General features: G+C 65.7%; 23 protein-coding genes. 14 read left to right on the plus strand and 9 right to left on the minus strand.

From position 1 onward, the window contains the following. Window positions 1-17: 17 nt before the first annotated feature. On the plus strand, window positions 18-926 hold the full coding sequence (locus J2848_RS04230; RefSeq protein ID WP_149230313.1) for an ABC transporter permease: 909 nt from the start codon (window positions 18-20) through the stop codon (window positions 924-926). Continuing rightward, window positions 923-1,720 (plus strand): ABC transporter ATP-binding protein, encoded by a 798-nt coding sequence (locus J2848_RS04235; RefSeq protein ID WP_149230312.1) that lies wholly within the window; start codon window positions 923-925, stop codon window positions 1,718-1,720. The genes J2848_RS04230 and J2848_RS04235 overlap by 4 nt, the downstream gene beginning before the upstream one ends. On the opposite strand, the gene J2848_RS04240 is transcribed toward J2848_RS04235, so the two are convergent. From J2848_RS04240 to J2848_RS04265, 6 genes are all read right to left on the minus strand, one after another. Beyond that, window positions 1,717-3,528 (minus strand): monovalent cation:proton antiporter-2 (CPA2) family protein, encoded by a 1,812-nt coding sequence (locus J2848_RS04240; RefSeq protein ID WP_149230311.1) that lies wholly within the window; start codon window positions 3,526-3,528, stop codon window positions 1,717-1,719. The genes J2848_RS04235 and J2848_RS04240 overlap by 4 nt on opposite strands. Window positions 3,529-3,644: 116 nt before the next feature. Next, on the minus strand, window positions 3,645-4,487 hold the full coding sequence (locus J2848_RS04245) for an FTR1 family iron permease (RefSeq protein WP_149230310.1): 843 nt from the start codon (window positions 4,485-4,487) through the stop codon (window positions 3,645-3,647). A 60-nt stretch (window positions 4,488-4,547) separates the two neighbouring features. Beyond that, window positions 4,548-4,895, minus strand: coding sequence for a cupredoxin domain-containing protein (locus J2848_RS04250; RefSeq protein ID WP_149230309.1), 348 nt, complete (start codon window positions 4,893-4,895; stop codon window positions 4,548-4,550). A 188-nt stretch (window positions 4,896-5,083) separates the two neighbouring features. Further along, window positions 5,084-5,497, minus strand: coding sequence for a GFA family protein (locus J2848_RS04255; protein WP_149230308.1), 414 nt, complete (start codon window positions 5,495-5,497; stop codon window positions 5,084-5,086). Continuing rightward, window positions 5,494-5,943, minus strand: a complete 450-nt coding sequence (locus J2848_RS04260; protein WP_149230307.1) for a GFA family protein — start codon at window positions 5,941-5,943, stop codon at window positions 5,494-5,496. The genes J2848_RS04255 and J2848_RS04260 overlap by 4 nt, the downstream gene beginning before the upstream one ends. Before the next feature lie 3 nt (window positions 5,944-5,946). Next, window positions 5,947-6,186: a DUF1127 domain-containing protein gene (locus J2848_RS04265; protein ID WP_149230306.1), complete on the minus strand. Its 240-nt coding sequence runs from the start codon at window positions 6,184-6,186 to the stop codon at window positions 5,947-5,949. 176 nt (window positions 6,187-6,362) lie between these two features. Here J2848_RS04265 and J2848_RS04270 point away from each other — a divergent pair, with 176 nt between their 5' ends. The 6 genes from J2848_RS04270 (at window position 6,363) to J2848_RS04295 (ending at window position 12,839) form a co-directional block, all read left to right on the plus strand. Next, window positions 6,363-7,250 carry a transcriptional regulator GcvA gene (locus tag J2848_RS04270; protein ID WP_149230305.1) on the plus strand — a complete coding sequence of 296 codons (888 nt, stop codon included), beginning with the start codon at window positions 6,363-6,365 and terminating at the stop codon, window positions 7,248-7,250. Window positions 7,251-7,307: 57 nt separating this feature from the next. Further along, a complete protein-coding gene (locus J2848_RS04275) occupies window positions 7,308-8,282 on the plus strand; it encodes an aspartate carbamoyltransferase catalytic subunit (RefSeq protein WP_085089487.1) in 975 nt (324 codons plus the stop codon). Next, a complete protein-coding gene (locus J2848_RS04280; RefSeq protein ID WP_149230304.1) occupies window positions 8,282-9,577 on the plus strand; it encodes a dihydroorotase in 1,296 nt (431 codons plus the stop codon). The genes J2848_RS04275 and J2848_RS04280 overlap by 1 nt, the downstream gene beginning before the upstream one ends. Beyond that, entirely contained in the window at window positions 9,546-10,181 is a 636-nt protein-coding gene (plsY, locus tag J2848_RS04285; protein WP_211103061.1) for a glycerol-3-phosphate 1-O-acyltransferase PlsY, read from the plus strand. Before J2848_RS04280 ends, plsY begins: the two co-directional genes overlap by 32 nt. Before the next feature lie 245 nt (window positions 10,182-10,426). Then, on the plus strand, window positions 10,427-12,379 hold the full coding sequence (locus J2848_RS04290) for an acetoacetate--CoA ligase (RefSeq protein ID WP_149230302.1): 1,953 nt from the start codon (window positions 10,427-10,429) through the stop codon (window positions 12,377-12,379). Between the two features lies 1 nt (window position 12,380). Then, window positions 12,381-12,839 carry a hypothetical protein gene (locus J2848_RS04295; RefSeq protein ID WP_149230301.1) on the plus strand — a complete coding sequence of 153 codons (459 nt, stop codon included), beginning with the start codon at window positions 12,381-12,383 and terminating at the stop codon, window positions 12,837-12,839. Between the two features lie 51 nt (window positions 12,840-12,890). On the opposite strand, the gene J2848_RS04300 is transcribed toward J2848_RS04295, so the two are convergent. Continuing rightward, window positions 12,891-13,883 carry a TerC family protein gene (locus J2848_RS04300; RefSeq protein WP_149230300.1) on the minus strand — a complete coding sequence of 331 codons (993 nt, stop codon included), beginning with the start codon at window positions 13,881-13,883 and terminating at the stop codon, window positions 12,891-12,893. Window positions 13,884-14,319: 436 nt separating this feature from the next. On the opposite strand from J2848_RS04300, the gene J2848_RS04305 reads away from it, so the two are divergent. The 4 genes from J2848_RS04305 to J2848_RS04320 all read left to right on the plus strand — a co-directional run bounded on the left by J2848_RS04305 (window position 14,320) and on the right by J2848_RS04320 (window position 18,345). Further along, window positions 14,320-14,595 carry an HU family DNA-binding protein gene (locus J2848_RS04305; RefSeq protein ID WP_012974184.1) on the plus strand — a complete coding sequence of 92 codons (276 nt, stop codon included), beginning with the start codon at window positions 14,320-14,322 and terminating at the stop codon, window positions 14,593-14,595. Window positions 14,596-14,629: 34 nt separating this feature from the next. Continuing rightward, the gene (locus J2848_RS04310) at window positions 14,630-15,040 is read left to right on the plus strand and encodes a Ros/MucR family transcriptional regulator (RefSeq protein ID WP_149230299.1); all 411 of its coding nucleotides are present in this window, start codon (window positions 14,630-14,632) and stop codon (window positions 15,038-15,040) included. 715 nt (window positions 15,041-15,755) lie between these two features. Further along, a complete protein-coding gene (gene rpoH / locus J2848_RS04315) occupies window positions 15,756-16,646 on the plus strand; it encodes an RNA polymerase sigma factor RpoH (RefSeq protein ID WP_149230298.1) in 891 nt (296 codons plus the stop codon). Between the two features lie 352 nt (window positions 16,647-16,998). Beyond that, window positions 16,999-18,345 (plus strand): globin-coupled sensor protein, encoded by a 1,347-nt coding sequence (locus J2848_RS04320; protein ID WP_149230297.1) that lies wholly within the window; start codon window positions 16,999-17,001, stop codon window positions 18,343-18,345. Between the two features lie 87 nt (window positions 18,346-18,432). On the opposite strand, the gene J2848_RS04325 is transcribed toward J2848_RS04320, so the two are convergent. Further along, window positions 18,433-18,603 carry a hypothetical protein gene (locus tag J2848_RS04325; protein WP_170306921.1) on the minus strand — a complete coding sequence of 57 codons (171 nt, stop codon included), beginning with the start codon at window positions 18,601-18,603 and terminating at the stop codon, window positions 18,433-18,435. 391 nt (window positions 18,604-18,994) lie between these two features. On the opposite strand from J2848_RS04325, the gene J2848_RS04330 reads away from it, so the two are divergent. Then, complete coding sequence (locus J2848_RS04330; protein ID WP_149230296.1) at window positions 18,995-19,645, plus strand: GNAT family N-acetyltransferase; 651 nt, start codon at window positions 18,995-18,997, stop codon at window positions 19,643-19,645. 3 nt (window positions 19,646-19,648) lie between these two features. Here the strand turns inward: J2848_RS04330 and J2848_RS04335 are convergent, their stop codons facing one another. Beyond that, the gene (locus J2848_RS04335) at window positions 19,649-20,152 is read right to left on the minus strand and encodes a hypothetical protein (protein ID WP_149230295.1); all 504 of its coding nucleotides are present in this window, start codon (window positions 20,150-20,152) and stop codon (window positions 19,649-19,651) included. Between the two features lie 209 nt (window positions 20,153-20,361). Here J2848_RS04335 and J2848_RS04340 point away from each other — a divergent pair, with 209 nt between their 5' ends. Next, on the plus strand, window positions 20,362-21,510 hold the full coding sequence (locus tag J2848_RS04340) for an alpha/beta hydrolase (protein ID WP_246193719.1): 1,149 nt from the start codon (window positions 20,362-20,364) through the stop codon (window positions 21,508-21,510). Window positions 21,511-21,529: the final 19 nt, after the last annotated feature.

The following is a 21,529-nucleotide window of genomic DNA, read 5'->3' on the forward strand; positions in this document are numbered from 1 at the left end:
CTTTCAAAAGCACCGCAATGACCGAAATCGCCCTCTTCGGCGCCATCGAGATCGGCCTCGTCTATGCGCTGGTCGCCATCGGCGTCTATCTGTCCTTCCGCATCCTGGACTTCCCCGACCTGACGGTGGACGGAAGCTTCCCACTGGGGGCGGCCGTCTGCGCGGTGCTGCTGATCGCCGGCGTGAACCCGTGGCTCGCCAGCCTCGCCGCGGCCCTCGCAGGTGCGGCGGCCGGGCTGGTGACGGCGACGCTGAACGTACGCTTCAAGATCCTGCATCTGCTCGCCAGCATCCTGACGATGATCGCCCTGTTCTCCGTCAATCTGCGGGTCATGGGCCGGCCGAACGTCGCGCTGCTGATGCAGGACACGGTGCTGACACCCTTTTATGGGCTCGGGATTCCCGACCACATCGTCCGTCCGCTGGTGGTCGGCGTGATCGTCGCGGTGGTCGTGCTGCTGCTCGCCCGCTTCCTCGCCAGCGAGTTCGGGCTGGCGATGCGGGCGACAGGCGTGAACGCCCGGATGGCGCGGGCACAGGGCGTTGATACTGACGCCCATGTCTATGCCGGCATCGCCCTGTCGAATGGCCTGACCGGACTGGCCGGCGCCCTGTTCGCCCAGACCAACGGCTTCGCAGACGTCACCACCGGCATCGGCACCATCGTCGTCGGACTTGCCGCCGTGATCGTCGGCGAGACGGTGCTGCCCGCCCGCGCGCTGGCTCTGGCATTGGTCGGCTGCGTCGCCGGATCGATCCTCTATCGGCTCGCCGTGCAACTGGCGCTGTCGGCCGACGCCATCGGCCTTCAGGCGTCCGACCTCAATCTGGTGACCGCGGTTCTGGTCGCCGTCGCCCTGATCCTGCCGCGCCTGAAGGCCAAGGCTTCCCGCAGCGCCCCCCGCAGCACGAGAGCCGCCAAATGATCGTCGTCGAGGACATCCACGTCACCTTCGGGCGCGGCACGCCGCTGGAAAAGCATGCGCTGCGCGGCGTCGACCTGACCATCCCGGAAGGGGAGTTCGTCACCGTCATCGGCTCCAACGGCGCCGGCAAATCAACCTTCCTCGGTTCGCTGGCCGGCGACGTTCTGGCGGAACAGGGGCGCATTGCCATCGACGGTACCGACGTCACCCGCTGGGACACGCCGCGCCGCGCCGGTCTGGTCGCCCGCGTCTTCCAGGACCCGATGGCCGGCAGCTGCGCCGCCCTGACCATCGAGGAGAACATGGCGCTCGCCGCCGCGCGGGGACGCCGCCGCGGCCTGTCGCTGGCGCTGGGCAGCGACCGCCGCAAGGGCTTCCGCGACCGCATCGCGGCGCTGGGGCTTGGGCTGGAGAACCGGCTGCACGACCGCATGGGCCTGCTGTCCGGTGGCCAGCGTCAAGCGGTCAGCCTGCTGATGGCGACGCTCGCCGGCTCCAAGATCCTGCTGCTGGACGAGCACACCGCCGCCCTCGACCCCGCCACTGCCGATTTCGTCCTCGACCTGACCCGCCGCATCGTCCGCGACAACCGGCTGACCACGCTGATGGTGACCCATTCGATGCGGCAGGCGCTGGATTACGGCGACCGCACGCTGATGCTGCACGAGGGCCGCGTCGTCCTCGACGTGGCGGGAGAGGAGCGCGCCGGGCTGGACGTACCGCACCTGCTGGCACTGTTCGCCAGGCAGCGCGGTGGAGCGGAGATCAGCGACGATAGTTTGCTGATCGGCTAGGCGCTGGCTGTCCTCGCCTCGCCCTGCACTTCGCCCCCATCCTCCCGGTCCGCTTCGAACAGCGACTGAAGCTCCGCGGCGGCATCGCGGGAGGTCTGGATCAGCTTGGTCTCGTCATTGTGGACGGCGTGCTGGCGGATCAGGGTGCGTTCGTCATGGGCGCGGAAGGTGTCGAGCGTCCGCGTGACCTCACCCTCAGCCATGCCCATCTGGCGCAGCACGTCGCCGGTCAGGCGGATGCTGCTGTCGAAGGTTTCGCGCACGATATGGGTGACGCCGCGGTCCATCAGATGGTGGACATGGCGGCGGTTGCGGGCACGGGCGAAGATGGTCAGGTTGGGGAAATGGCGGGTCGCCATCTCCACCACCCGCAACGATTGCTCCATGTCGTCGAGCGCCACCACCAAGACCTTCGCCTTCTCCGCTCCGGCGGCGCGCAGAAGCTCGACACGGGTCGGGTCGCCATAATAGGCCTTGCTGCCGAACTTGCGGACGAAATCGACCTGGGCCGCACTGCTCTCCAGCGCGGTGAAGGCGATGCCGCGCATCCGCAGGACACGGCCGACCACCTGCCCTACCCGGCCGAAGCCGCAGATGATGACCGGCGGGTTCTCGTCGGGCGGAGTGTCGAAGGGGCGCTTGGGCTTGCCGTCCAGCAGGCGCGGCGCGAACCAGCGCTCCTCCGCCGCGAACAGGAAGGGAGTCGCCAGCATCGACAGGGTGACGACCAGCATCGCCGCCGAAGCCTGCTCGCCAGCCATCGCGCCGCCACCGACCGCCAGCCCGAACAGCACGAAGCCGAACTCGCCGCCCTGGCTCAACACCGTCGCCATCCGCATGGACCCCACCCACGGCACTCCGGCAACGCGGGCCAGGACCAGCATCACCAGCCCCTTCGCCGCCAGCAGTGCCGCGGCGAGGCCGAGGAAGCGGATCGGATGCGCCAGCAGGGTCGGCACATCCGCCCCCATCCCGACCGAAACGAAGAACAGGCCGAGCAGCAAACCCTCGAACGGCTCGATGTCGGCCTGGACCTCGTGCCGGTACTCCGAATCCGACAGCAGGACGCCGGCCATGAAGGCGCCCAGCGACATCGACAGCCCGGCCTCCTGGATCAGCACGGCGGTGCCGATGACGACCAGCAGGGTGGTGGCGGTGAAGATCTCGGGCGCGCCGGCGCGGTCGACCGCGTTGAAGATCGGCCGTAGCAGATAACGCCCGCCGATCAGCACCAGGGCCACCGCGACCACCGCCTTGGCGACCGCCAGCCAGGCACCGTCGGCCTGCGGAACATTGCCATCCCCCAGCAGCGGCAGCAGAGCCACCGCCGGAATGATCGCAAGGTCCTGGAACAGCAGGATGGAGAAGGCGTTGCGCCCCGACTGGTTGGCGAGCAGCCCGCGCTCCGCCATCATCGGCAGCGCCATGGCGGTAGAGGACAGCGCGAAACCAAAGCCCAGCACCACGGCGGTCGGCCAGGGCAGCCCCAGCCCCAGGCCGCACAGCCCGGCGATCACCGCACCGGTGAGGGCGACCTGCGCACCGCCCAGCCCCAGCACCGATTTCCGCATGACCCACAGGCGGGCCGGCCTCAACTCCAGCCCGATCAGGAACAGCAGCATGACGACGCCGAGTTCCGAGGCGTGGGCGATCGCCCCCACATTGGTCACCAGCCCAAGGCCGGCCGGCCCCACCGCCAGACCGGCGGCCAGATAGCCGAGCGGCGCACCGAACCCGAACCTTTTTGCCACCGGCACGGCGACCACCATCGCCGCCAGCAGCACAACCAACGTCACAAGTTCCGCCATATTCCCCGCCGCTCGACTGTCGCAGCGGCACTATGGCGCGATTTCAAGGAGTAAGGCCAGACGCTTAACCGTCAGCCCGGCCATACACCTTCATGTTATTGATTATTCCCTATTGATTACTCGGCCGGGGACGCAACACGCGGGCGGTCCGACGGTGGATTACCGGCCGCCCAGCGGGTCAGCAGCAGGATGCCGACGACCACGCCGACATAGGCGATCAGTTGCGCCTCCGTCGGCCGGTCGGTATAGCCGACCAGGACATGCAGCGCCTGCCCGACCAGGCTGTTGTCGCGCAGCACGCCCGAGCTGTCCCACAGCACGGTGCCGCCCACGTTCAGCACGCCGCCCTGCGCCAGGAAATTGACCGCCGTGGCGGCCATGCCGGCAGCCAGCAGGGTCAGCAGCCACGTGGTGGTGGCGAACAGGTGCCGCGTCGGGATTTGCAGCAGGCCGACATAGAGCAGGATGGAGACCAGCGCCCCGAGCGCCATTCCGCCCAGCCCGCCGGCAGCCACGGTGGCGATGCCCCCCTCCTCCGACGCCAGAATGCCGGTCAGGAACAGCACAACCTCCGACCCTTCACGCAGAACGGCGACGCCAATCACGACGGCTAGCGCCGCCAGCGACTTCTCGCCGCTCTGCACCGCACGGCCGACCGCCTTCATGTCGCGCGCCAGTTCGCGGCCATGCTGCGCCATCCAGGCATTGTGCCAAGCCAGCATGACGACGGCGATCAGCAGGACGGTGGCGTTGAACAGCTCCTGTCCGGTGTCTGCAAACAGCGCGCTGATGCCATCGGCGAAGGCCGCGACGATGCAGGAGCCGATGATGCCGCCAACGATGCCGAGCGCGATCCAGCGGCCACGCCCGACCACCCCCTGGGTGGCGGCCAGCACGATGCCGACGATGAGGCCCGCTTCGAGGACCTCGCGAAAGACGATGATCAGACTGGCGAGCATGGTCGTCTCCGGTGCGGGGCGGTCTGGCTCAAGACTGCGTCAAACGGCCTTAAGACTGTGTCACTCGGCGATTACGGCGCCCTGCGCCGTCGCCTCGTGGAATTCGCCGAAGAAGGGATAGCGCCCCGGCTTCAGCGGACCGACCATGACCTTGATCTGCTTGCGGCCGCCGACGATCTTCTCAACCTTCATCTCGCCGCTTTCGAACTCTTCCGACGTGGCGTCCTGGTTGTCGACCAGAAGGGTCACCCGCTTGTTCGCAGGCACCTTGACCTCGGCCGGTTCGAACTTGTGGTCCTTGATGACGATGGTGATCGTATCCTCGGCGCGGGCCGGCGCTGCCTGGAGAAACGCGGCGCCGGACAGGGCGATGGCGCAGGCGGCGGAAAGCAGGGAGACACGGCGCATTCGTGGAAAACCTCAGGGGCTGGTGGGCCTTTGCTTCTGAAAATCATTCTCACCCCAGACACCTGGGGTCAAATGAAAAGGCCCCCCCGACCACCGCAACGCACCTGCGACGGAATCGCGCACCCTGCCGGGATGCGGCCGTCTTTGAACCTTGTCTCGTGACCTGATCCCGGCCCGGCCGCGCCAGCCTACTCCCCCTCCGACGAGCCGGGAAACTGCTCCAGCCCATCGGCGATCTCATAGTAATCGGCCTTGTCGGCGACATAGCCATGGCGCAGCGTCGTCAGTCCGGTCGGCTGATCGAGACTGCCCGCAGCGATCTCGATCTCGCTCTTGCCATCGCCCTTCCAGAACAGCGACGACCCGCACCGCCCACAGAATCCGCGTTCCGCGAAGTCGGAGGAGCGATACCAGGACAGCGTCGTGTCGGCATCGAAGGTGACGGTGTCGCGCGGCACCGTGATGTACGCGCCGATATGACCATGGAAACGGCGGCACTGGCCGCAATGGCAGGTCACCACCCCGTCCGGCCGTTCGGCCAGCAGGAAGCGCACGCCGCCGCACAGGCAGCCCCCGGAAAGCGCCCTGCCCTGTTCGGTCATTCCACCACCTCTCCCGTGCTGGTCCGGCGTTCGACGCCGTCGTCGCCGATGTCGTAATAGGCACCCTTGTGATCGACAAAGATGTGACGCTCGACCCACAACTCCGACGCATCGTCCAGACTGCCGGCGGTCACGGTGATGCGCGGTTCACCCCCGGTGTCAGGCTGGTCCAGCGCCTCCCAGAACAACCCGGCACCGCAACATGCGCAGAAGCCGCGCCGCGCCCGGTCGGAAGAGGCATACCATGTCAGCGTGGCGTCGTTCAGCAGACGCAACGCCGCACGCGGCAGGCCGGTGTAGGCGCCAACATGGCTGTGCTGGCGCCTGCACTGGGAACAGTGGCAGAAGGAGATCGGCTCCGGATGCGTGTCGATGGCATAGCGCACGCCGCCGCACAGGCAACCGCCGGTCCAGACCCGCTCTCCCCCTGCCTTTGCCTCGCTCATCGCTCAACCCCGCCAGAACGGCTTCTCGGCTTCATAGTCGGCGTCGGCACGGGAAATGCCGATGTCCGACAACAGATGATCGGGCAGAGCTTCCAGCGCGCGGCGCTGCCGGCGGCGCTCATTCCAGGTGGCGAGGCGGTCGAACAGCGACACCACGCGCTCGCCCAGACCGGGGCCGGCCTGCACCGGCTTGCGGACGAACAGCTCTGCGGTGGAAAACTGTGACTGTGTTCCCTTTGCCATGATCCGGTTTCCTTCGCTGGATGGGGAGCGGGGCCTTCGGCCTCGCCGCTCCGTTCAGTGTTTGATCGCTTGTGAAACTGAGAATGGGGCAGAGCGCGCTTGCCGACAAACGACGCTTTCTCATAGAATCGATTAGCTTTGCTAATCCGAATCCAGCCACGGATCCGTCCCCCGCCATGTCCCGCCGCCTGCCCCCGCTGAACGCGCTACGCGCCTTCGAAGCCGCCGCCCGCCATCTTTCCTTCACGAAGGCCGCCGACGAGCTGCATGTGACGCAGGCCGCCGTCAGCCATCAGATCAAGGCACTGGAGGAATGGCTCGGATTACCGCTGTTTCGCCGAATGAACCGGGCGCTGGCGCTGACCGAGGCCGGGCAGAGCTACCTGCCGCCGGTGCGCGAGGCGATGGACACGCTGTCCCAGGCGACCGACCGGCTGATCCGCGCCGACAGCAGCGGCACACTGACCATCTCCACCATGCCCAGCTTCGCCTCGAAATGGCTGGTGCCGCGGCTGGTCCGATTCCAGAAACGCCATCCGGAGATGGATGTGCGGGTGCACAGCACGGCGCAGGTGGTCGATTTCGCCCGCCACGACGTCGATCTGGCCATCCGCTTCGGCAACGGGCTGTGGCCGGATCTAAGGGTTGAGCGGCTGCTGACCGAGGACATCTTCCCGGTCGGCCATCCGTCACTGCTGTCCGGCAACCGGCCGCTGGTGAACCCGGAGGATCTGCGGCACCACACGCTGCTGCACGACGACTACAACATCTCCTGGGCGGTATGGTGCCGGGCGGCGGGGATCGAGGGGGTGGACACCGAACGCGGTCTGCGGTTCGACGATTCGTCCTTCACCCTCCAGGCGGCGATCAACGGCCACGGCATTGCGCTGGCCCGCGGCGTGCTGGTGGCCGACGACATCGCCGCCGGAAGGCTGGTCCGGCTGTTCGAGGTGCGGCTGCCGGGAAGCCTCGCCTACTATGTCGTGGCGCCGCAGCATTACTTTTCCCGGCCCAAGGTGAAGGCCTTCCACGACTGGTTGTTCGAAGAGGCGGGAGCGGTCTGAAATGCGCCGTATAGAGCGGCTTGCGGGCGTAACGGACCGCTCCTATAGTCCGCGGCCATGAGCGCGAACCCGTCCCCCGACACGGTCTTCCCGCACCGCCATCTCCTCGGAATCGAGGGGCTGCGGGCCGGCGAGATCACCCAGATTCTCGACCTCGCCGATGGCTATGTCGAGCAGAACCGCCGCCCCGTGAAGAAGTCCAACCTGTTGGACGGCCGCACGCAGGTTAACCTGTTCTTCGAGAACTCCACCCGCACCCGCACCAGCTTCGAACTGGCCGGCAAGCGGCTGGGGGCCGACGTCATCAACATGTCAACCGACAGCAGCTCGGTGAAGAAGGGCGAGACCCTGATCGACACGGCGATGACGCTGAACGCCATGCACCTCGACGCGCTGGTGGTACGCCACGCCGATTCGGGTGCCGTCAAGCTGCTGGCCGACAAGGTCAACTGCTCGGTCATCAATGCCGGCGACGGCCACCACGAGCACCCGACCCAGGCCCTGCTCGACGCGCTGGCGATCCGCCGCCGCCTGGGCCGGCTGGACGGGCTGATCGTGGCGATCTGCGGCGACATCCTGCACAGCCGCGTCGCCCGCTCCAACATCCACCTGCTGAACGCCATGGGCGCCCGGGTGCGTTGCGTGGCGCCGCCGACCCTGCTGCCGTCGCAGATCGAACGGCTGGGCGTCGAAGTCCATCATTCGATGAAGACCGGACTGCGCGACGCCGACGTGGTGATGATGCTGCGCCTGCAGACCGAGCGGATGAGCGGCCAGTATGTCCCCTCGACCCGCGAGTATTTCTACTTCTACGGCCTCGATTACGAGAAGCTGGAGGTGGCGAAGCCCGACGCGGTCATCATGCATCCCGGTCCGATGAACCGCGGCGTCGAGATCGACTCGGAGGTCGCCGACGACCTCAAGCGCTCGATGATCCTCGATCAGGTGGAACTGGGCGTGGCGGTCCGCATGGCCGTGCTCGACCTGCTGACCCGTGAACGCCGCCAGTCCGACCTTGCGGGAGCCGTCTGATGAGTTCGCATATCGTCTACCGCAACGCTCGCCTGCTGGATCCGGCGACGGGCCTCGACCAGCGCGGCGATCTGCTGATCGACGGTGAAAAAATCGCTGATTTCGGTCCCGGCCTGTTCAGCGACTCCACGCCCGAAGGGGCGGAGGTGATTGACCTCGCCGGCCAGTGCCTCGCCCCCGGCCTCGTCGACATGCGTGTGCTGATCGGCGAGCCCGGCGAGGAAGAGAAGGACACGATCAAGAGCGCCTCGCGCGCCGCAGCGGCCGGCGGCATCACCGCCATGGCGCTGCTGCCCAACACCGACCCGGTGCTGGACGAGGTTGCCGGGTTGGAATTCATCGCGCGGCGCGCCCGCGAGGTGAAGCTGGTCAAGGTCTTTGCCTACGGCTCGGCCACCCGCGGTACCGAAGGCAACGAGATCACCGAGATGGGTCTGCTGGGTCAGGCCGGTGCTGTCGCCTTCACCGACGGCACCAAAGCCATCGCCAGCGCCAAGACCATGCGCCGGGCACTCAGCTATGCCAAGACCTTCGGCAAGCTGATCGTCCAGCATCCGGAAGAGCCGTCGCTGGCCTCGGGCGGCATGATGAATTCTGGCGAGATCGCCACCCGCCTCGGCCTTGTCGGCATCCCGCGCGAGGCCGAGATCATCATGATCGAGCGCGACCTGCGGCTGGCCGAACTGACCGGCGGGCGCCTGCACTTCGCCCACGTCACTACCGGCGAGTCGGTCGACCTGATCCGCCGCGCCAAGGCGCGCGGGCTGACGGTGACCTGCGACACCGCCCCGCATTACTTCGCCCTGACCGAAACCGACGTCGGCGACTATCGCACCTATGCGAAGGTGTCGCCGCCGCTGCGCGGCGAGATGGACCGCCGCGCCGTCGTCGAGGGGTTGGCCGACGGCACCATCGATGCCATCGCCTCCGACCATGTGCCGCAGGATCAGGACCAGAAGCGCCTGCCCTTCGCCCAGGCCGCCCCCGGCGTGATCGGGCTGGAGACTTTGTTCCCGCTGATGCTGGAACTGGTGCACAAGGGCATAATGCCGCTTCTGAAGGCGCTGGCCTGCGTCACCGCCAACCCGGCGGCCATTCTCGACCTGCCGGTCGGCCGGATCGTCAAGGGCGGGCCGGCCGATCTGGTCGTCTTCGATGCCGACGTGCCGTGGCAGATCGACGTCAGCCGCTTCAAGTCGAAGTCGAAGAACTCGCCCTTCGAGAACCGCCCGGTCCAGGGCCGGCCGCTGCGCACCATCGTCGATGGCCGTACCGTCTGGCAGGCGGAGGACTGATCCGGTGCTGACTCTCGTGCTTGCCGCCCTGCTGGGCTACCTGCTGGGCTCGATTCCCTTCGGTCTGGTTTTGACTCGGATGGCCGGTCTGGGCGACATCCGCCAGATCGGCTCCGGCAACATCGGCGCCACCAACGTCCTGCGCACCGGCAACAAGCCGCTGGCGCTCGCCACCCTGCTGCTCGACAGCGGCAAGGGCGCCATCGCGGCATTGCTGGCCCTGTGGTGGGCCGGGCCGGAGGCGGCGGTGCTGGCGGCTGGCGGCGCCATGCTCGGTCACAGCTTCCCAGTCTGGCTGGGCTTCAAGGGTGGCAAGGGTGTCGCGACGGCGCTGGGTGTTCTGCTGGCGGTGTCCTGGCCGGTCGGGCTGCTGGCCTGCCTGACCTGGATCGTCATGGCGGCGCTCTTCCGCATTTCCTCGCTGTCGGCGCTGACGGCGCTGGGCCTCAGCCCGCTGACCGGCTGGTATTTCGGCGGGCCGCTGGTCGGCGGCCTCTGCCTGTTTATCGCCGTGCTGGTCTTCATCCGGCACGAGACGAACATCCGCCGCCTGCTGAAGGGCGAGGAACCGAAGATCGGCGCCGGCAAGAAGAAGGCGGCCTGAGCGAGCGGACCGACAGGGCAGATCGGAGATGGGGCGGGGAGGAAACTCCCCGCCTTTTTCTTGTGCATCGCCTTGATTCCGTTGCCCTTGCCCCTGCCCGCCCTATCCAATTTCGCCCACCCGGACGCAGACAACCGGTGCGGCCATGCGCTATGCTCCATGGCAATCCGGGGCACGAACAAGCAACCCGGCAGGCGAGCCGGCGGCTGGCGCCGGCGGAAAACGAGACGCTGAGGGAACCGAGAATGGACACTCCGCTGTGGAGCCCGAGTGAGGAGCGCATCGCGCAGGCCAACCTGACCGCCTTCCGCGAGGCGGCGAATGCGCGCTTCGGACTGCGGCTGGACGATTACGACGCACTCTACAACTGGTCGATCGCGGAGAAGGAGCGGTTCTGGCGCTTCCTGTGGGAATGGGCGGGGCTGACCGGCGATCTGGGTGGCGTCGACCTGCTGGACGGCGAGAAGATGCCTGGCGCCCGCTGGTTCCCAGAGGCCCGCCTCAGCTATGCCGAAAACCTGCTGGCCGGCGCCCTCGACGACAATGCCGTTGTGTTCTGGGGCGAGGACAAGGTGAAGTACCGCTGGAGCGGGGCGGAGTTGAAGGCCACCGTCTCCCGCCTGCAGCAGGCGCTGAAGGCCAAGGGCGTCGGCAAGGGCGACCGTGTCGCTGCCATCATGCCGAACATGCCGGAAACGCTAGCGGCGATGATCGCCACCACCAGCCTGGGCGCAGTCTGGTCCTCCTGCTCGCCCGATTTCGGCACTCAGGGGATCACCGACCGCTTCGGCCAGATCGAGCCGAAGGTGGTCTTCGCCCCCGACGCCTACTGGTACAACGGCAAGAGCCACGATGTCCGTGCCAAGGTGGCCGAGGTCCTGAAGGACCTGCCGACCGTCGTCGTCACCGTTATCGTGCCCTATGTCGACAAGGCCCCCGACCTCTCGGCGATCCCCGGCGCCGTCGGCTTCCAGGATTTCATGGCGCCCCACCCAGCAACCGAACCGACCTTCGAGCGGGTCACCTTCGACCACCCGCTGTTCATCCTCTATTCCTCCGGCACCACCGGAAAGCCGAAATGCATCGTCCATGGCACCGGCGGCACGCTGCTCCAGCATATCAAGGAACATCGGCTGCACTGCGACCTGAAGCGCGGCGACCGGCTGTTCTACTTTACCACCTGCGGCTGGATGATGTGGAACTGGCTGGTGACCGGTCTAGCCAGCGGTACGACGCTGGTGCTCTATGACGGCTCGCCTTTCGCACCGACCGGCAACATTTTGTTCGACTATGCCGATTCGGAGCAGGTGACCCTGTTCGGCACCTCGGCCAAGTTCATCCAGTCGCTGGAGAAGTCCGGGCTGGAGCCGATCAGGACCCACTCTCTCGCCAGCGTCCGCACCCTGACCTCCACCGGCTCGCCGCTGATGCCGGAGAATTTCGAGTTCGTCTATCGCGCCATCAAGCAGGACGTCCATCTCGCTTCGATCAGCGGCGGCACCGACATCATGTCCTGCTTCGTGCTGGGCAACCCGATCTCTCCGGTGTGGAAGGGCGAAATCCAGACGCGCGGCCTCGGCATGGCGGTGGAGGCCTTCGACGACAACGGCCATGCCGTCCGCGGCGAGAAGGGCGAACTGGTCTGCACCCGCCCCTTCCCCAGCATGCCGATCGGCTTCTGGGCCGATCCGGATGGTTCGAAATACCGCTCAGCCTATTTCGACCGCTTTCCCAACGTCTGGGTCCATGGCGACTTCATCGAGCAGACCGAGCATGGCGGCTGGGTGATCTACGGCCGGTCGGACGCCGTGCTGAACCCCGGTGGCGTGCGCATCGGCACGGCGGAGATCTACCGTCAGGTCGAACAGTTGCCGGAGATCATGGAGGCGGTCTGCATCGGCCAGGAATGGGACGGCGACGTCCGCGTCGTGCTGTTCGTCGTTCTGCGCGAGGGCATGACGCTGGACGAGGCTCTCGCCGCCACCATCCGCAAGCGGATCAAGGACAACTGCTCCCCCCGCCATGTGCCGGCGAAGATCGTGCAGGTCACCGACATTCCGCGCACCCGCTCCGGCAAGATCACCGAACTGGCGGTGCGCGACGCCGTGCATGGCCGTCCGATCAAGAATACGGAGGCGCTATCCAACCCGCAGGCGCTCGACGAGTTCCGCGAGCGGACGGAACTGAGCGGGGCCTGAGGTGGCAGCGCCGCTGTTCCTCGACCTCGACGGCGTGCTTGCCGATTTCGACCGGGGCGTCGTCGCGGTCACCGGCAAGCGGCCGGAACAGCTGCCGATGAAGGAGATGTGGCGGGCTCTGTCCCGCCACAGCGACTTCTTCGGCACGCTGGAGTTCATGCATGACGCGCAGGAGCTTTGGGCCTTCTGCGCGCCGCACCGGCCGACCATCCTGACCGGCCTGCCACTGGGCAGTTGGGCGCCGGAGCAGAAGAAACGATGGGTTGCCCGCATGCTGGGGGCCGACGTGCCGGTCATCACCTGCATGGCCCGCGACAAGGCGCGCTATGCCAGCCCAGGCGCCATCCTGGTCGACGACCGCGAAAAGGCCCGCGACCCGTGGGAGGCCGCGGCCGGCCGCTTTATCCTCCACCGCACCGCCGCGGAGAGCATCGCCGAACTGGCCAGGCTGGGGTTCTGAACATGACGAGGGGGTGGCACCCACGCACCGCCCCCTTTCCAACGCCCCTGTTTACTCGGCTGCCGCGGTCTTGGTTTCGCGGCTGGTCTTCCACAGCGAGACCAGCACGCCGCCACCGATCAGGGCAAAAGTGACGCCCAGCGCGATCAGCGGGTCGGGCTTGCCGAAGACCTGCGTGTAGAAAATCTTACCGCCGATGAACACCAGAACCAGGGCCAGGGCGTATTTCAGATAGCGGAAGCGATGGACCATCGCCGCCAGGGCGAAATACAGCGCACGCAGGCCGAGAATGGCGAAGATGTTGCTGGTGTAGACCAGATACGGATCGGTGGTGATGGCGAAGATCGCCGGCACGCTGTCGACCGCGAAGACCAGATCGGCCAGTTCCACCATGATCAGCGCCAGCAGCAGCGGCGTGGCCGTCCAGCGCATTACGCCGCTGTCGCCGACCGGCTGCTTGACGATGAAGTGATGGCCGTGAAAGCGGTCAGTGACGCGGATTTTGCTCTTCAGGAACCGCAACGCGGCATTCTCGCCGATGTCGGTCTCCTCATCCTTTGCGAACAGCATCTTGATGCCGGTCAGCAGCAGGAAAGCGCCGAAGACGTAAAGGATCCAGTGGAATTCAGATACCAGCGCCGCACCGGCACCGATCATCAGGCCGCGCAGGACGATGACGCCCAGGATGCCCCAGAACAGCACCCGGTGCTGCAATTCGCGCGGCACCGCGAAATAGCTGAAGATCAGCGATATGACGAAGACATTGTCGAGTGACAGGCTCTTTTCGACGAAGAAGCCGGTGTAGTACTGCAAGCCGGCCTCGCCGCCCATCGACCACCAGACCCAGCCGCCGAACAGCATGGCGACCGCGATGTAGAAGGCGGAGAGCTTCAGACTTTCCCCGACGCCGATGACATGGTCCTTGCGGTTCAGAACCCCCAAGTCCAGCACCAGAAGGGTCAGGACGATGCCGACGAAAACCAACCAAATCCAAACAGGTTTTCCCAAAAATTCGAGGAAAACCATTGCAAAAATACTGTCCATTGCAAAACCCACTTGATGACGCTGCGTGAGCGGTGAGATCAAGCGGTTCCGACATCACGACCGACGCCTCGATCGTCAGAGGGGCCCGGACCCGAACTTCCTGGCAGATGGTGTCGCTGTGACCCGGGTCAAGATCGGACCAAACAGTTCATGCATCTGCGAAAGCAAAGGCGCCGGTTTGCATCTTTCCCTGACCTTTGCGAGTCGCAGCCCCGACAGCGGTCCCGATATGCCGAAGCCCTGGAAAACTGCGGCGGTTGCGAACGAAATGCCATCGGGACTCGGCGTTTGATGCAGCGACGCCACAGATGGCGAACGAATGACGCGCAAGAAAAACACCGACGGTTGCCCAATCTGTGTTCGCTCTTGTGCGGATGGTGCCGTTCTGCCAATAACTCCGAAAAACCGAAACCAAACCGAACAAATGGAGTTTTGCATGAACCAGGCCGAGCTGATCGAAACCGTCGCCACCAACGCCGGCATCAAGAAGGCCGACGCGGCCAAGGTCGTTCAGGCCGTGTTCGAGGGCATTTCCGGCGCGCTGGGCCGCGGCGAAGATGTGCGTCTGGCCGGTTTCGGCATCTTCGAGGTGGCCGAGCGCGCCGCCCGTGAAGGCCGCAACCCGCGCACCGGCGAAGTCGTGGCGATCGCCGCCTCCAAGGCTCCGAAGTTCAAGCCGGCCAAGCAGCTGCGCGATCTGGTGAACGGCTGATCCGCCGCATCCACGCACCAGGGGGAGCGCAGCCATGACCATCGACCAAACTGAACTGCAATCGCTGACCGCCAAGGTCGTTGCCGCCTATGTCGGCAACAACTCGGTACCGGTTCAGGATCTGCCCACGCTGATCAACAGCGTCCAGGTCGCCTTCCGCAACCTGGGCGATGACAAGCCGGTCCCGGCCAAGGCCGAACTGGTCCCGGCCGTCGCGATCAAGAAGTCGGTCACGCCGGAATACATTGTCTGCCTGGAAGACGGGAAGAAGCTGAAGATGCTGAAGCGGCATCTGAAGACCGTCTACGACATGACGCCGGACGAGTACCGCGCCAAGTGGGGCCTGCCGCCGGAATACCCGATGGTCGCCCCGAACTATGCCAAGGCGCGTTCGGAAATGGCGACCAAGCTCGGGCTTGGCCGCAAGCGGGCAGCGGCCGAATAACGGCCACTGCACGCCGCTGTGAGATCAGGCGCGTCCATCAGGGCGCGCCTTTTTCTTTACGTCACGGCTGCCCATGCCAACGTGGCGGTTCCGCCTGGGCTACCTCGCATCCAGTCGAAGTCCTATGACCATTGTTCGGGTAGCGAAGCAGCTCTGCCTTCCCATCTAGGGTTCCGGTATGGTTGAGGGACCACGGGCGGTCTTATCACCTTCCCCACCGCAGAGGCATAGTTGCCTCCCGCTATCTCAGTCGACCGGGAGCCTCCCCGCTTCCAGTCCATTTCGCGGGTGCGGTATAGACGGAGTGGCCGGTTCCGATCCGCCTCGACCGTTTGGGGAAAAGCCACCCGCCCGGAAGTCACCCGGCCGAAGGTCAGGGGTCATAGGATCGCCTCCTCCCCCGGACTGCCGGTGCAGGTGGAAGAAGAGCCTGGGTATACGCCGAAAAACACCCGGAACACGCCCTTTAAAGGGTTGATCCGCTGCATTTCTGCGGCCACATTAACAGTGTCATAAGGACGCAGTTCCTTAAGACGCCAAGCAAAATGCAAACCCCAATACAAACCAAAGCCAGCCAGAGCCGAAGAGACGGACGATATTCCTGCGTCCGCCAATGGATCATCGCCTCTACGGCGATCCCCGCCATGGGCCCCGACCGGGCCGGCCTTCGAACAATGGAGGCTGCCCCGGGAAGCGTTGGAGAGGAGGCAATCGCGTGCTGAAGAAACTGCTGACCGGTGAAAACGCCAGCCTGACCCGCTACATTGAGGAGTCCAAGCGCTTCCCCATCCTCGCCCCGGATGTCGAGCGCGACCTCGCCATCGCTTGGCGGGAGCGCGGGAATCCGCAGGCCCTGGAGCAGCTCGTGGGCAGCCATCTCCGCCTCGTCATCAAGATCGCCCGCGGTTTCGGCGGCTACGGCCTGCCGCTGGTCGATCTGGTTGCCGAAGGCAATGTCGGCTTGATGCAGGCGGCCCAAAAATTCGATCCGCAGCGCGGCTTCCGCTTCGCCACCTACGCCACCTGGTGGATCCGCGCCGCGATCCAGGAATACATCCTGCACAGCTGGTCGCTGGTGAAGATGGGCACCACCGCCGCGCAGAAGAAGCTGTTCTTCAACCTGCGCCGCCTGAAGAGCCAGATGGCCGAGTTGGAACAGGGTGACCTGTCGCCGGAGACGGTCGCCACCATCGCCGCCGAACTGGACGTTCCCGAGACCGAGGTGGTGGAGATGAACCGTCGCCTCGCCGCCAACGACAGCTCGCTCGACGCCACCCTGTCGACGGACGGTGAAACCAATTGGCTGGAACTGCTGGCCGACGACCGTCCCACCCAGGACGCCATGCTGGCCGAGGCCGACGAACTGGCGCTGCGCCGCCGGCTGGTCGGGCAGGCGCTGGACCGGCTGGACGCCCGTGAACGCCGCATCCTGTTCGAACGCCGCCTGAAGGACGACCCTTCGACGCTGGAAGCATTGAGCCAGCAATTCTCGGTGTCGCGCGAGCGGGTGCGCCAGATCGAGGTTCGGGCCTTCGAAAAGCTCCAGAAAGCAGTGCTGAGCGCTGCGCAGGCCCTACGTCGGCCGGCCACGCCGATGGTGGCCTGAGCCACCCCGTTCCCCGTCCGGCTGCCACGGCACCGGACGGGACCCATGCGGAGGCGGCTTGGCCGCGGCTCCGCATCGTTCCCGCGGGCTATTGGCCCGTCTGTTGCCTCCAGACCTGTCACCTTACGCCGGCGGCGCCCATGGCTCCGCCGGCTTTTTCTTTCGCGAAGTGCTCAGCATTCCCTTCATGTGACTTGTAAACTATTCTTTTTATTACCGATTTTTGTGCACTGCGACAAAGTGACCGATGCAAAGATGCGAATGCCTGCGCATGATGTGCGGCCCGTGGGAAATATTGCATTTTCGGCAATACTTAGTACGCTCATCATAGATCAAATGGGAGAGGGGCTCCATGTCGCACGCTGCCCAGACTCAATCGATTATCGACCGCATCACCTTCCTGCGCATCGACGAGGCGACGAAGGCGACGTTGCGGGAGTTCCAACCCTATCTGGCGCAGCGGATCGATCAGATTCTGGAGGAATTCTACAGCTACCTGCGCACCGTGCCGCAGGTGGCGCCGATGCTGGCCAACCCGGCGGTGACCGGCCGCGCCCGCGACCTGCAGAAGCAGCATTGGCTGCGCAACGTCTTCACCGGCACCTTCGACGAGGCTTACGTCAATCAGGTCCTGAAGATCGGCCAGACCCACCAGCGCATCGGGCTTGAGCCGCGCTGGTACACCGGTGCCTATTGCTTCACCCTGAACAAGCTGATCGACTTGGCGACCCAGGTCTACCGCAAGAAGCCGGAAAAGCTGTCACAGCTCCTCCAGGCCATCAACAAGGCGGTGTTCCTGGATATGGACCTCGCCACCTCCGTCTATATCGATCTCAACACCGCGGCGATCATCGCGCGTGAACTGGGCAGCACCGCCGACAGCTTCGAGCGCGAGGTCAAGGGCGTGGTGCAGGCGGTGGCGAGCGCCGCCGAACAGCTTCAGGGGACCGCCAGGGCGATGAGCCGCACGGCGGAGATCACCAGCGAGCAGTCGACCCAGGTCGCCGCCGCCGCCGAAGAGGCGTCGGTCAACATCCAGACGGTCGCTGCGGCGGCGGAGGAACTGACCGCCTCCATTGGCGAGATCAGCCATCAGGTGACCCAGTCGGCCGCAATCGCCAACGCCGCGATGACGGAAGCGGAGCGGACCAACGCCACCGTTCAGGGCCTCGCCGATGCCGCCAGCCGCATCGGGCAGGTGGTGAAGCTGATCCACGACATCGCCAGCCAGACCAACCTGCTGGCCTTGAACGCCACCATCGAGGCCGCCCGCGCCGGCGAAGCGGGCAAGGGCTTCGCCGTGGTGGCCAGCGAGGTGAAGAGCCTCGCCAACCAGACCGCCAAGGCGACGGAAGAGATCAATTCGCAGATCGGTGCCGTCCAGGGCGCGACCCAGGAGGCGGTCGGGGCCATCCGCTCCATCTCCGGCACCATTGCCCGCATCAACGAGATCTCCACCTCCATCGCCACCGCCATGGAGGAGCAGGGTGCCGCCACGACGGAGATCGCCCGCAATGTCCAGCAGGCCTCCATCGGCACCCGCGAGGTCAGCGAGACCATCGTCGCGGTGAATGCATCGGCCAACAGCGCCGGCGAAGAGGCCCGACAGGTATTGGAAGCGACCAACGAGTTGTCGCGGCAGTCCGGTACCCTGCGGACCGAGGTCGAGCGTTTCCTGGCCCGCGTCCGCGCCGGCTGATCGGCTCTGCATTGTGCTGGAATTGGAAAGGGCGTCTTCCGTCGAACGCGCCCTGTCCTTACTGAGAGTCCCCCGTAACGCAGTCGATTACGGCAGCGTGCGGACCACCAGATCGCTGATCGGGATATTCTCCGCCTGTGCTGCTCGACGAACATCGTCTGCGCTTCGCCAATGGCTGCGGCCGCCCAGGCTGGTCAGAACACCGCCGCGCATCGCCACAAAAAGCCCGATACGCCCCAGATTGACGATTCTCATCATGATTTTATCCTCCGCCCAATATTGAGTATTTTAGGCAAAATTTCTTTGTTCTTCCCACGTAAGAGCGTTGCTCTCTGGTCGCAGAGCTATCAAAGGACATCCATAAACGTCAATAAGACTTCCAGCATTCAACTCTGAACGGATTTCATAGGACATATTTCATCCAGGGGTAAGATCTCCCATCGGAACAGAGATATCCTCACGACATCGTTATTTAGCGCCAATTTTTATCTGCTTTATATCCATTGGGGAAAGTAGATGCCTGACCAAAAGCCATATCCCGACAGCGCAGCGCGGGAACGTCCGCCTGCCGTGTAGGGTTGTCAGCGAAAGCCGCCAATTCACCTATCGGCGGCAGGTTGCGGGAAAGAACCTGCGAGGCATCGGCATCATGGCAACAGCACAGCGCCGTACCGGCTCCTGCGGCACGGCCACCAACGACTGCTTCGTGCCGGAAGCGGCAGAGAAAGACACTGGTGAAAGCCGCAACTGCGCGGCACTTGCGCTGCCGCTGACCATTCGTCCCGCACGGCAGGAGGATTTGCCGACGCTGGAATGGTACGGCCTCCACACTCCCCATCGCGAGATCATTGCCGGAGCCTTCCGGCTTCAGGAACGCGGTGACGGCGCCATGCTGCTGGCCGACGTCAATAGCTTCCCCGTCGGCCAGATCTGCATCGACTTTCTGCGCAAGCGGCCGAGCGGCCGCGCCACCCTGTGGGCATTGCGGGTGTTCCAGCCCTTTCGCGGGCTCGGCATCGGCGTCCGGCTGGTACGCGCGGCCGAACGGGTGGTGATCCATCGCGGCGTCCCTTTCGCCGAACTGGGCGTGGACCGCGACAATGCCGGCGTCCTACCCTTCTACGAGCGGCTGGGCTACGAACATTGCGGGCGAGAGCGCGGGCAGTTCCTTTACCACACGCCGGAAGGCCGCCTGGTCCGCGTCGCAATCGACCAATGGCTCCTGCACAAGCGGCTGCCCGAAGGCAGCTCCGCGGCCGGCACGGACACCAGTCGAAACCTGAAGCTGGCCGGCGACTGAGCCCTATTCCGCCGCCATCGCCAGATCGACCACGGTCGCACTGCTTGCCGGTGCGATCAGCCTTGCTGCCCGGCGGCGCGGCAGGAAGATGCGGGCGCCGTCCAGGATTCCCCCCAACTCCCCCATCGCGTCGGTTGCCATGCACAGGGCGACTGGCGGAAGCCAGCGGTCGAACAGCTGCGCCGCCACCTCGGCATCGCCGCTCTGCACCGCGGCCAAGGAGTCCAGCAGGGCGGCCTCATCGGCGCTGATCCGGCTGCAAGCCGGGCAGCGGATCTCCGGCTGGCGGGCGCCAGCCACCGCAAAAGTGCCGAGCAGGGCGAACAACGGCAGGAGCGCGGTGTTCGGCACCCCAGCCACATTCAGCCCAATGCGCATCGACGCCATTGCCCCGGCAGTGCCCGCACGGAACCACTGACGCACGCCGGTCAGCAGCGCCCGTTCGGCGGTCGTCAGATCCGATACCGTCCAGGGCGAGGGCCGCCCCTCTTCCACCGTCCCGCACATGCCGATGCTCCTTCATCCGGTTGCAGGAGCATCCTAGCGCCTCTCGCTTTTAATTGCGAGTCATTCTTATTTGCGTCTACGCCTGTGACAAAAAATGGTCGTCCGTGACAGTGAAAATCATGGAAAGGTCGCGTTAACGAACGGCGGCAATCCTGAAGCGACTAAGCAGTACAGGGGGATCGCTGGGCATGAGGCGGACAATTCGGGGGATGGTTCTCGGACTGGTCGCAACGATCGGACTGGCTGTCGCCGGAGGCCTGACGGTCGCCCGTCCGGCAACGGCACAGATCGTTCTGAAGTCCGCCTATGGCGAGGCATCGCTGACCGGCCCGGCCAAGGCGCGGGGCGCCGTGGTGTGGAGCCACGGCCGCTCGGTCGACTCCGAGGATTCGGAGGCCCCCACCCCACTCTACATGAAGGCTCTGCGCGACGCCGGCTGGGACGTCTACCGGCTCGATCGCATGCGGGTCAGCGACACCCTGCCCAACAGCTCCCGCGCACTCGCCGGCTATTCGGAAGCGCTGAAGGCCAAGGGCTATCGCCGGGTCGCCCTGACCGGCCAGTCCTTCGGCGCCTTCATCTCGCTGATCGCCGCCGGCCAGACCAATGCCATCGACGCGGTCATTGCCACGGCCCCGGCCGCCTTCGGCAACTTCACCGAGGCCTTCGACAGCTACCGCGAAAATGCCGCCCAGCTCTGGCCGATCCTGCGTGAGGTGCGCCGGGCACGGGTGATGATGTTCCTCTTCCACGGCGACGACTTCGATCCGGGTGGGCGCGCCGAGCCGACCCGCAATATCCTGACCCAGCGCGGGCTGAGCAGCCTGATCGTCGACCAGCCGTCGCTGCTGACCGGTCATGGCGCTGCCAACACAGGCCTGTTCGTCCGCCGCTTCGGCGCCTGCATCGTCCGCTTCGCCGAAGAGCCCCCGTCCTCGAATGACCCGCCCTGCGACGAGACCTGGGGCCGCAGCCCCAGTGCCGAGATGCTGCAGGCCGCCCTGCCCGCCAACGCCTCTGGCTCCGCCAAGGGCAACGACGCCACCACCGCCCTGCGTCCCTATATGGGCATGTGGTACGGCAGCTACATCAATGGCCGCGAGGTCGCGCTGTCGGTGGAGAAGGCGGAGGGCGACGCCGTCTATGCCGACTATGTGCTCGGCGCCGGCATGGAAGCAGACCAGCCCGCCGAGCGGGTGCGCCGCAAGGGCCGGATCGAGAATGGCGAGCTGGTCTTCGACGAGAAGGGCCGCAACATCCTGCGCTACCGTCTGCGCCCCGATGGCCGGGTCGCCGCCAGCTGGCTGGACAAGGACGGCCATGGCCGGCTCGACACGGTGCTGCGCCGGGTGAACTGATCACCGGCTCCGGAGGGCT

This window comes from Azospirillum lipoferum, from assembly GCF_024170005.1.
GTDB lineage: Bacteria > Pseudomonadota > Alphaproteobacteria > Azospirillales > Azospirillaceae > Azospirillum > Azospirillum lipoferum.

Bases quoted from the DNA above. Each gene is read 5' to 3' on its own strand.
- J2848_RS04230 (WP_149230313.1), top strand. From the start codon at position 18: ATGACCGAAATCGCCCTCTTCGGCGCCATCGAGATCGGCCTCGTCTAT.
- J2848_RS04235 (WP_149230312.1), top strand. From the start codon at position 923: ATGATCGTCGTCGAGGACATCCACGTCACCTTCGGGCGCGGCACGCCG.
- J2848_RS04240 (WP_149230311.1), bottom strand. From the start codon at position 3,528: ATGGCGGAACTTGTGACGTTGGTTGTGCTGCTGGCGGCGATGGTGGTC.
- J2848_RS04245 (WP_149230310.1), bottom strand. From the start codon at position 4,487: ATGCTCGCCAGTCTGATCATCGTCTTTCGCGAGGTCCTCGAAGCGGGC.
- J2848_RS04250 (WP_149230309.1), bottom strand. From the start codon at position 4,895: ATGCGCCGTGTCTCCCTGCTTTCCGCCGCCTGCGCCATCGCCCTGTCC.
- J2848_RS04255 (WP_149230308.1), bottom strand. From the start codon at position 5,497: ATGACCGAACAGGGCAGGGCGCTTTCCGGGGGCTGCCTGTGCGGCGGC.
- J2848_RS04260 (WP_149230307.1), bottom strand. From the start codon at position 5,943: ATGAGCGAGGCAAAGGCAGGGGGAGAGCGGGTCTGGACCGGCGGTTGC.
- J2848_RS04265 (WP_149230306.1), bottom strand. From the start codon at position 6,186: ATGGCAAAGGGAACACAGTCACAGTTTTCCACCGCAGAGCTGTTCGTC.
- J2848_RS04270 (WP_149230305.1), top strand. From the start codon at position 6,363: ATGTCCCGCCGCCTGCCCCCGCTGAACGCGCTACGCGCCTTCGAAGCC.
- J2848_RS04275 (WP_085089487.1), top strand. From the start codon at position 7,308: ATGAGCGCGAACCCGTCCCCCGACACGGTCTTCCCGCACCGCCATCTC.
- J2848_RS04280 (WP_149230304.1), top strand. From the start codon at position 8,282: ATGAGTTCGCATATCGTCTACCGCAACGCTCGCCTGCTGGATCCGGCG.
- plsY (WP_211103061.1), top strand. From the start codon at position 9,546: ATGGCCGTACCGTCTGGCAGGCGGAGGACTGATCCGGTGCTGACTCTC.
- J2848_RS04290 (WP_149230302.1), top strand. From the start codon at position 10,427: ATGGACACTCCGCTGTGGAGCCCGAGTGAGGAGCGCATCGCGCAGGCC.
- J2848_RS04300 (WP_149230300.1), bottom strand. From the start codon at position 13,883: ATGGACAGTATTTTTGCAATGGTTTTCCTCGAATTTTTGGGAAAACCT.
- J2848_RS04305 (WP_012974184.1), top strand. From the start codon at position 14,320: ATGAACCAGGCCGAGCTGATCGAAACCGTCGCCACCAACGCCGGCATC.
- J2848_RS04310 (WP_149230299.1), top strand. From the start codon at position 14,630: ATGACCATCGACCAAACTGAACTGCAATCGCTGACCGCCAAGGTCGTT.
- J2848_RS04320 (WP_149230297.1), top strand. From the start codon at position 16,999: ATGTCGCACGCTGCCCAGACTCAATCGATTATCGACCGCATCACCTTC.
- J2848_RS04325 (WP_170306921.1), bottom strand. From the start codon at position 18,603: ATGATGAGAATCGTCAATCTGGGGCGTATCGGGCTTTTTGTGGCGATG.
- J2848_RS04330 (WP_149230296.1), top strand. From the start codon at position 18,995: ATGGCAACAGCACAGCGCCGTACCGGCTCCTGCGGCACGGCCACCAAC.
- J2848_RS04335 (WP_149230295.1), bottom strand. From the start codon at position 20,152: ATGTGCGGGACGGTGGAAGAGGGGCGGCCCTCGCCCTGGACGGTATCG.
- J2848_RS04340 (WP_246193719.1), top strand. From the start codon at position 20,362: ATGGTTCTCGGACTGGTCGCAACGATCGGACTGGCTGTCGCCGGAGGC.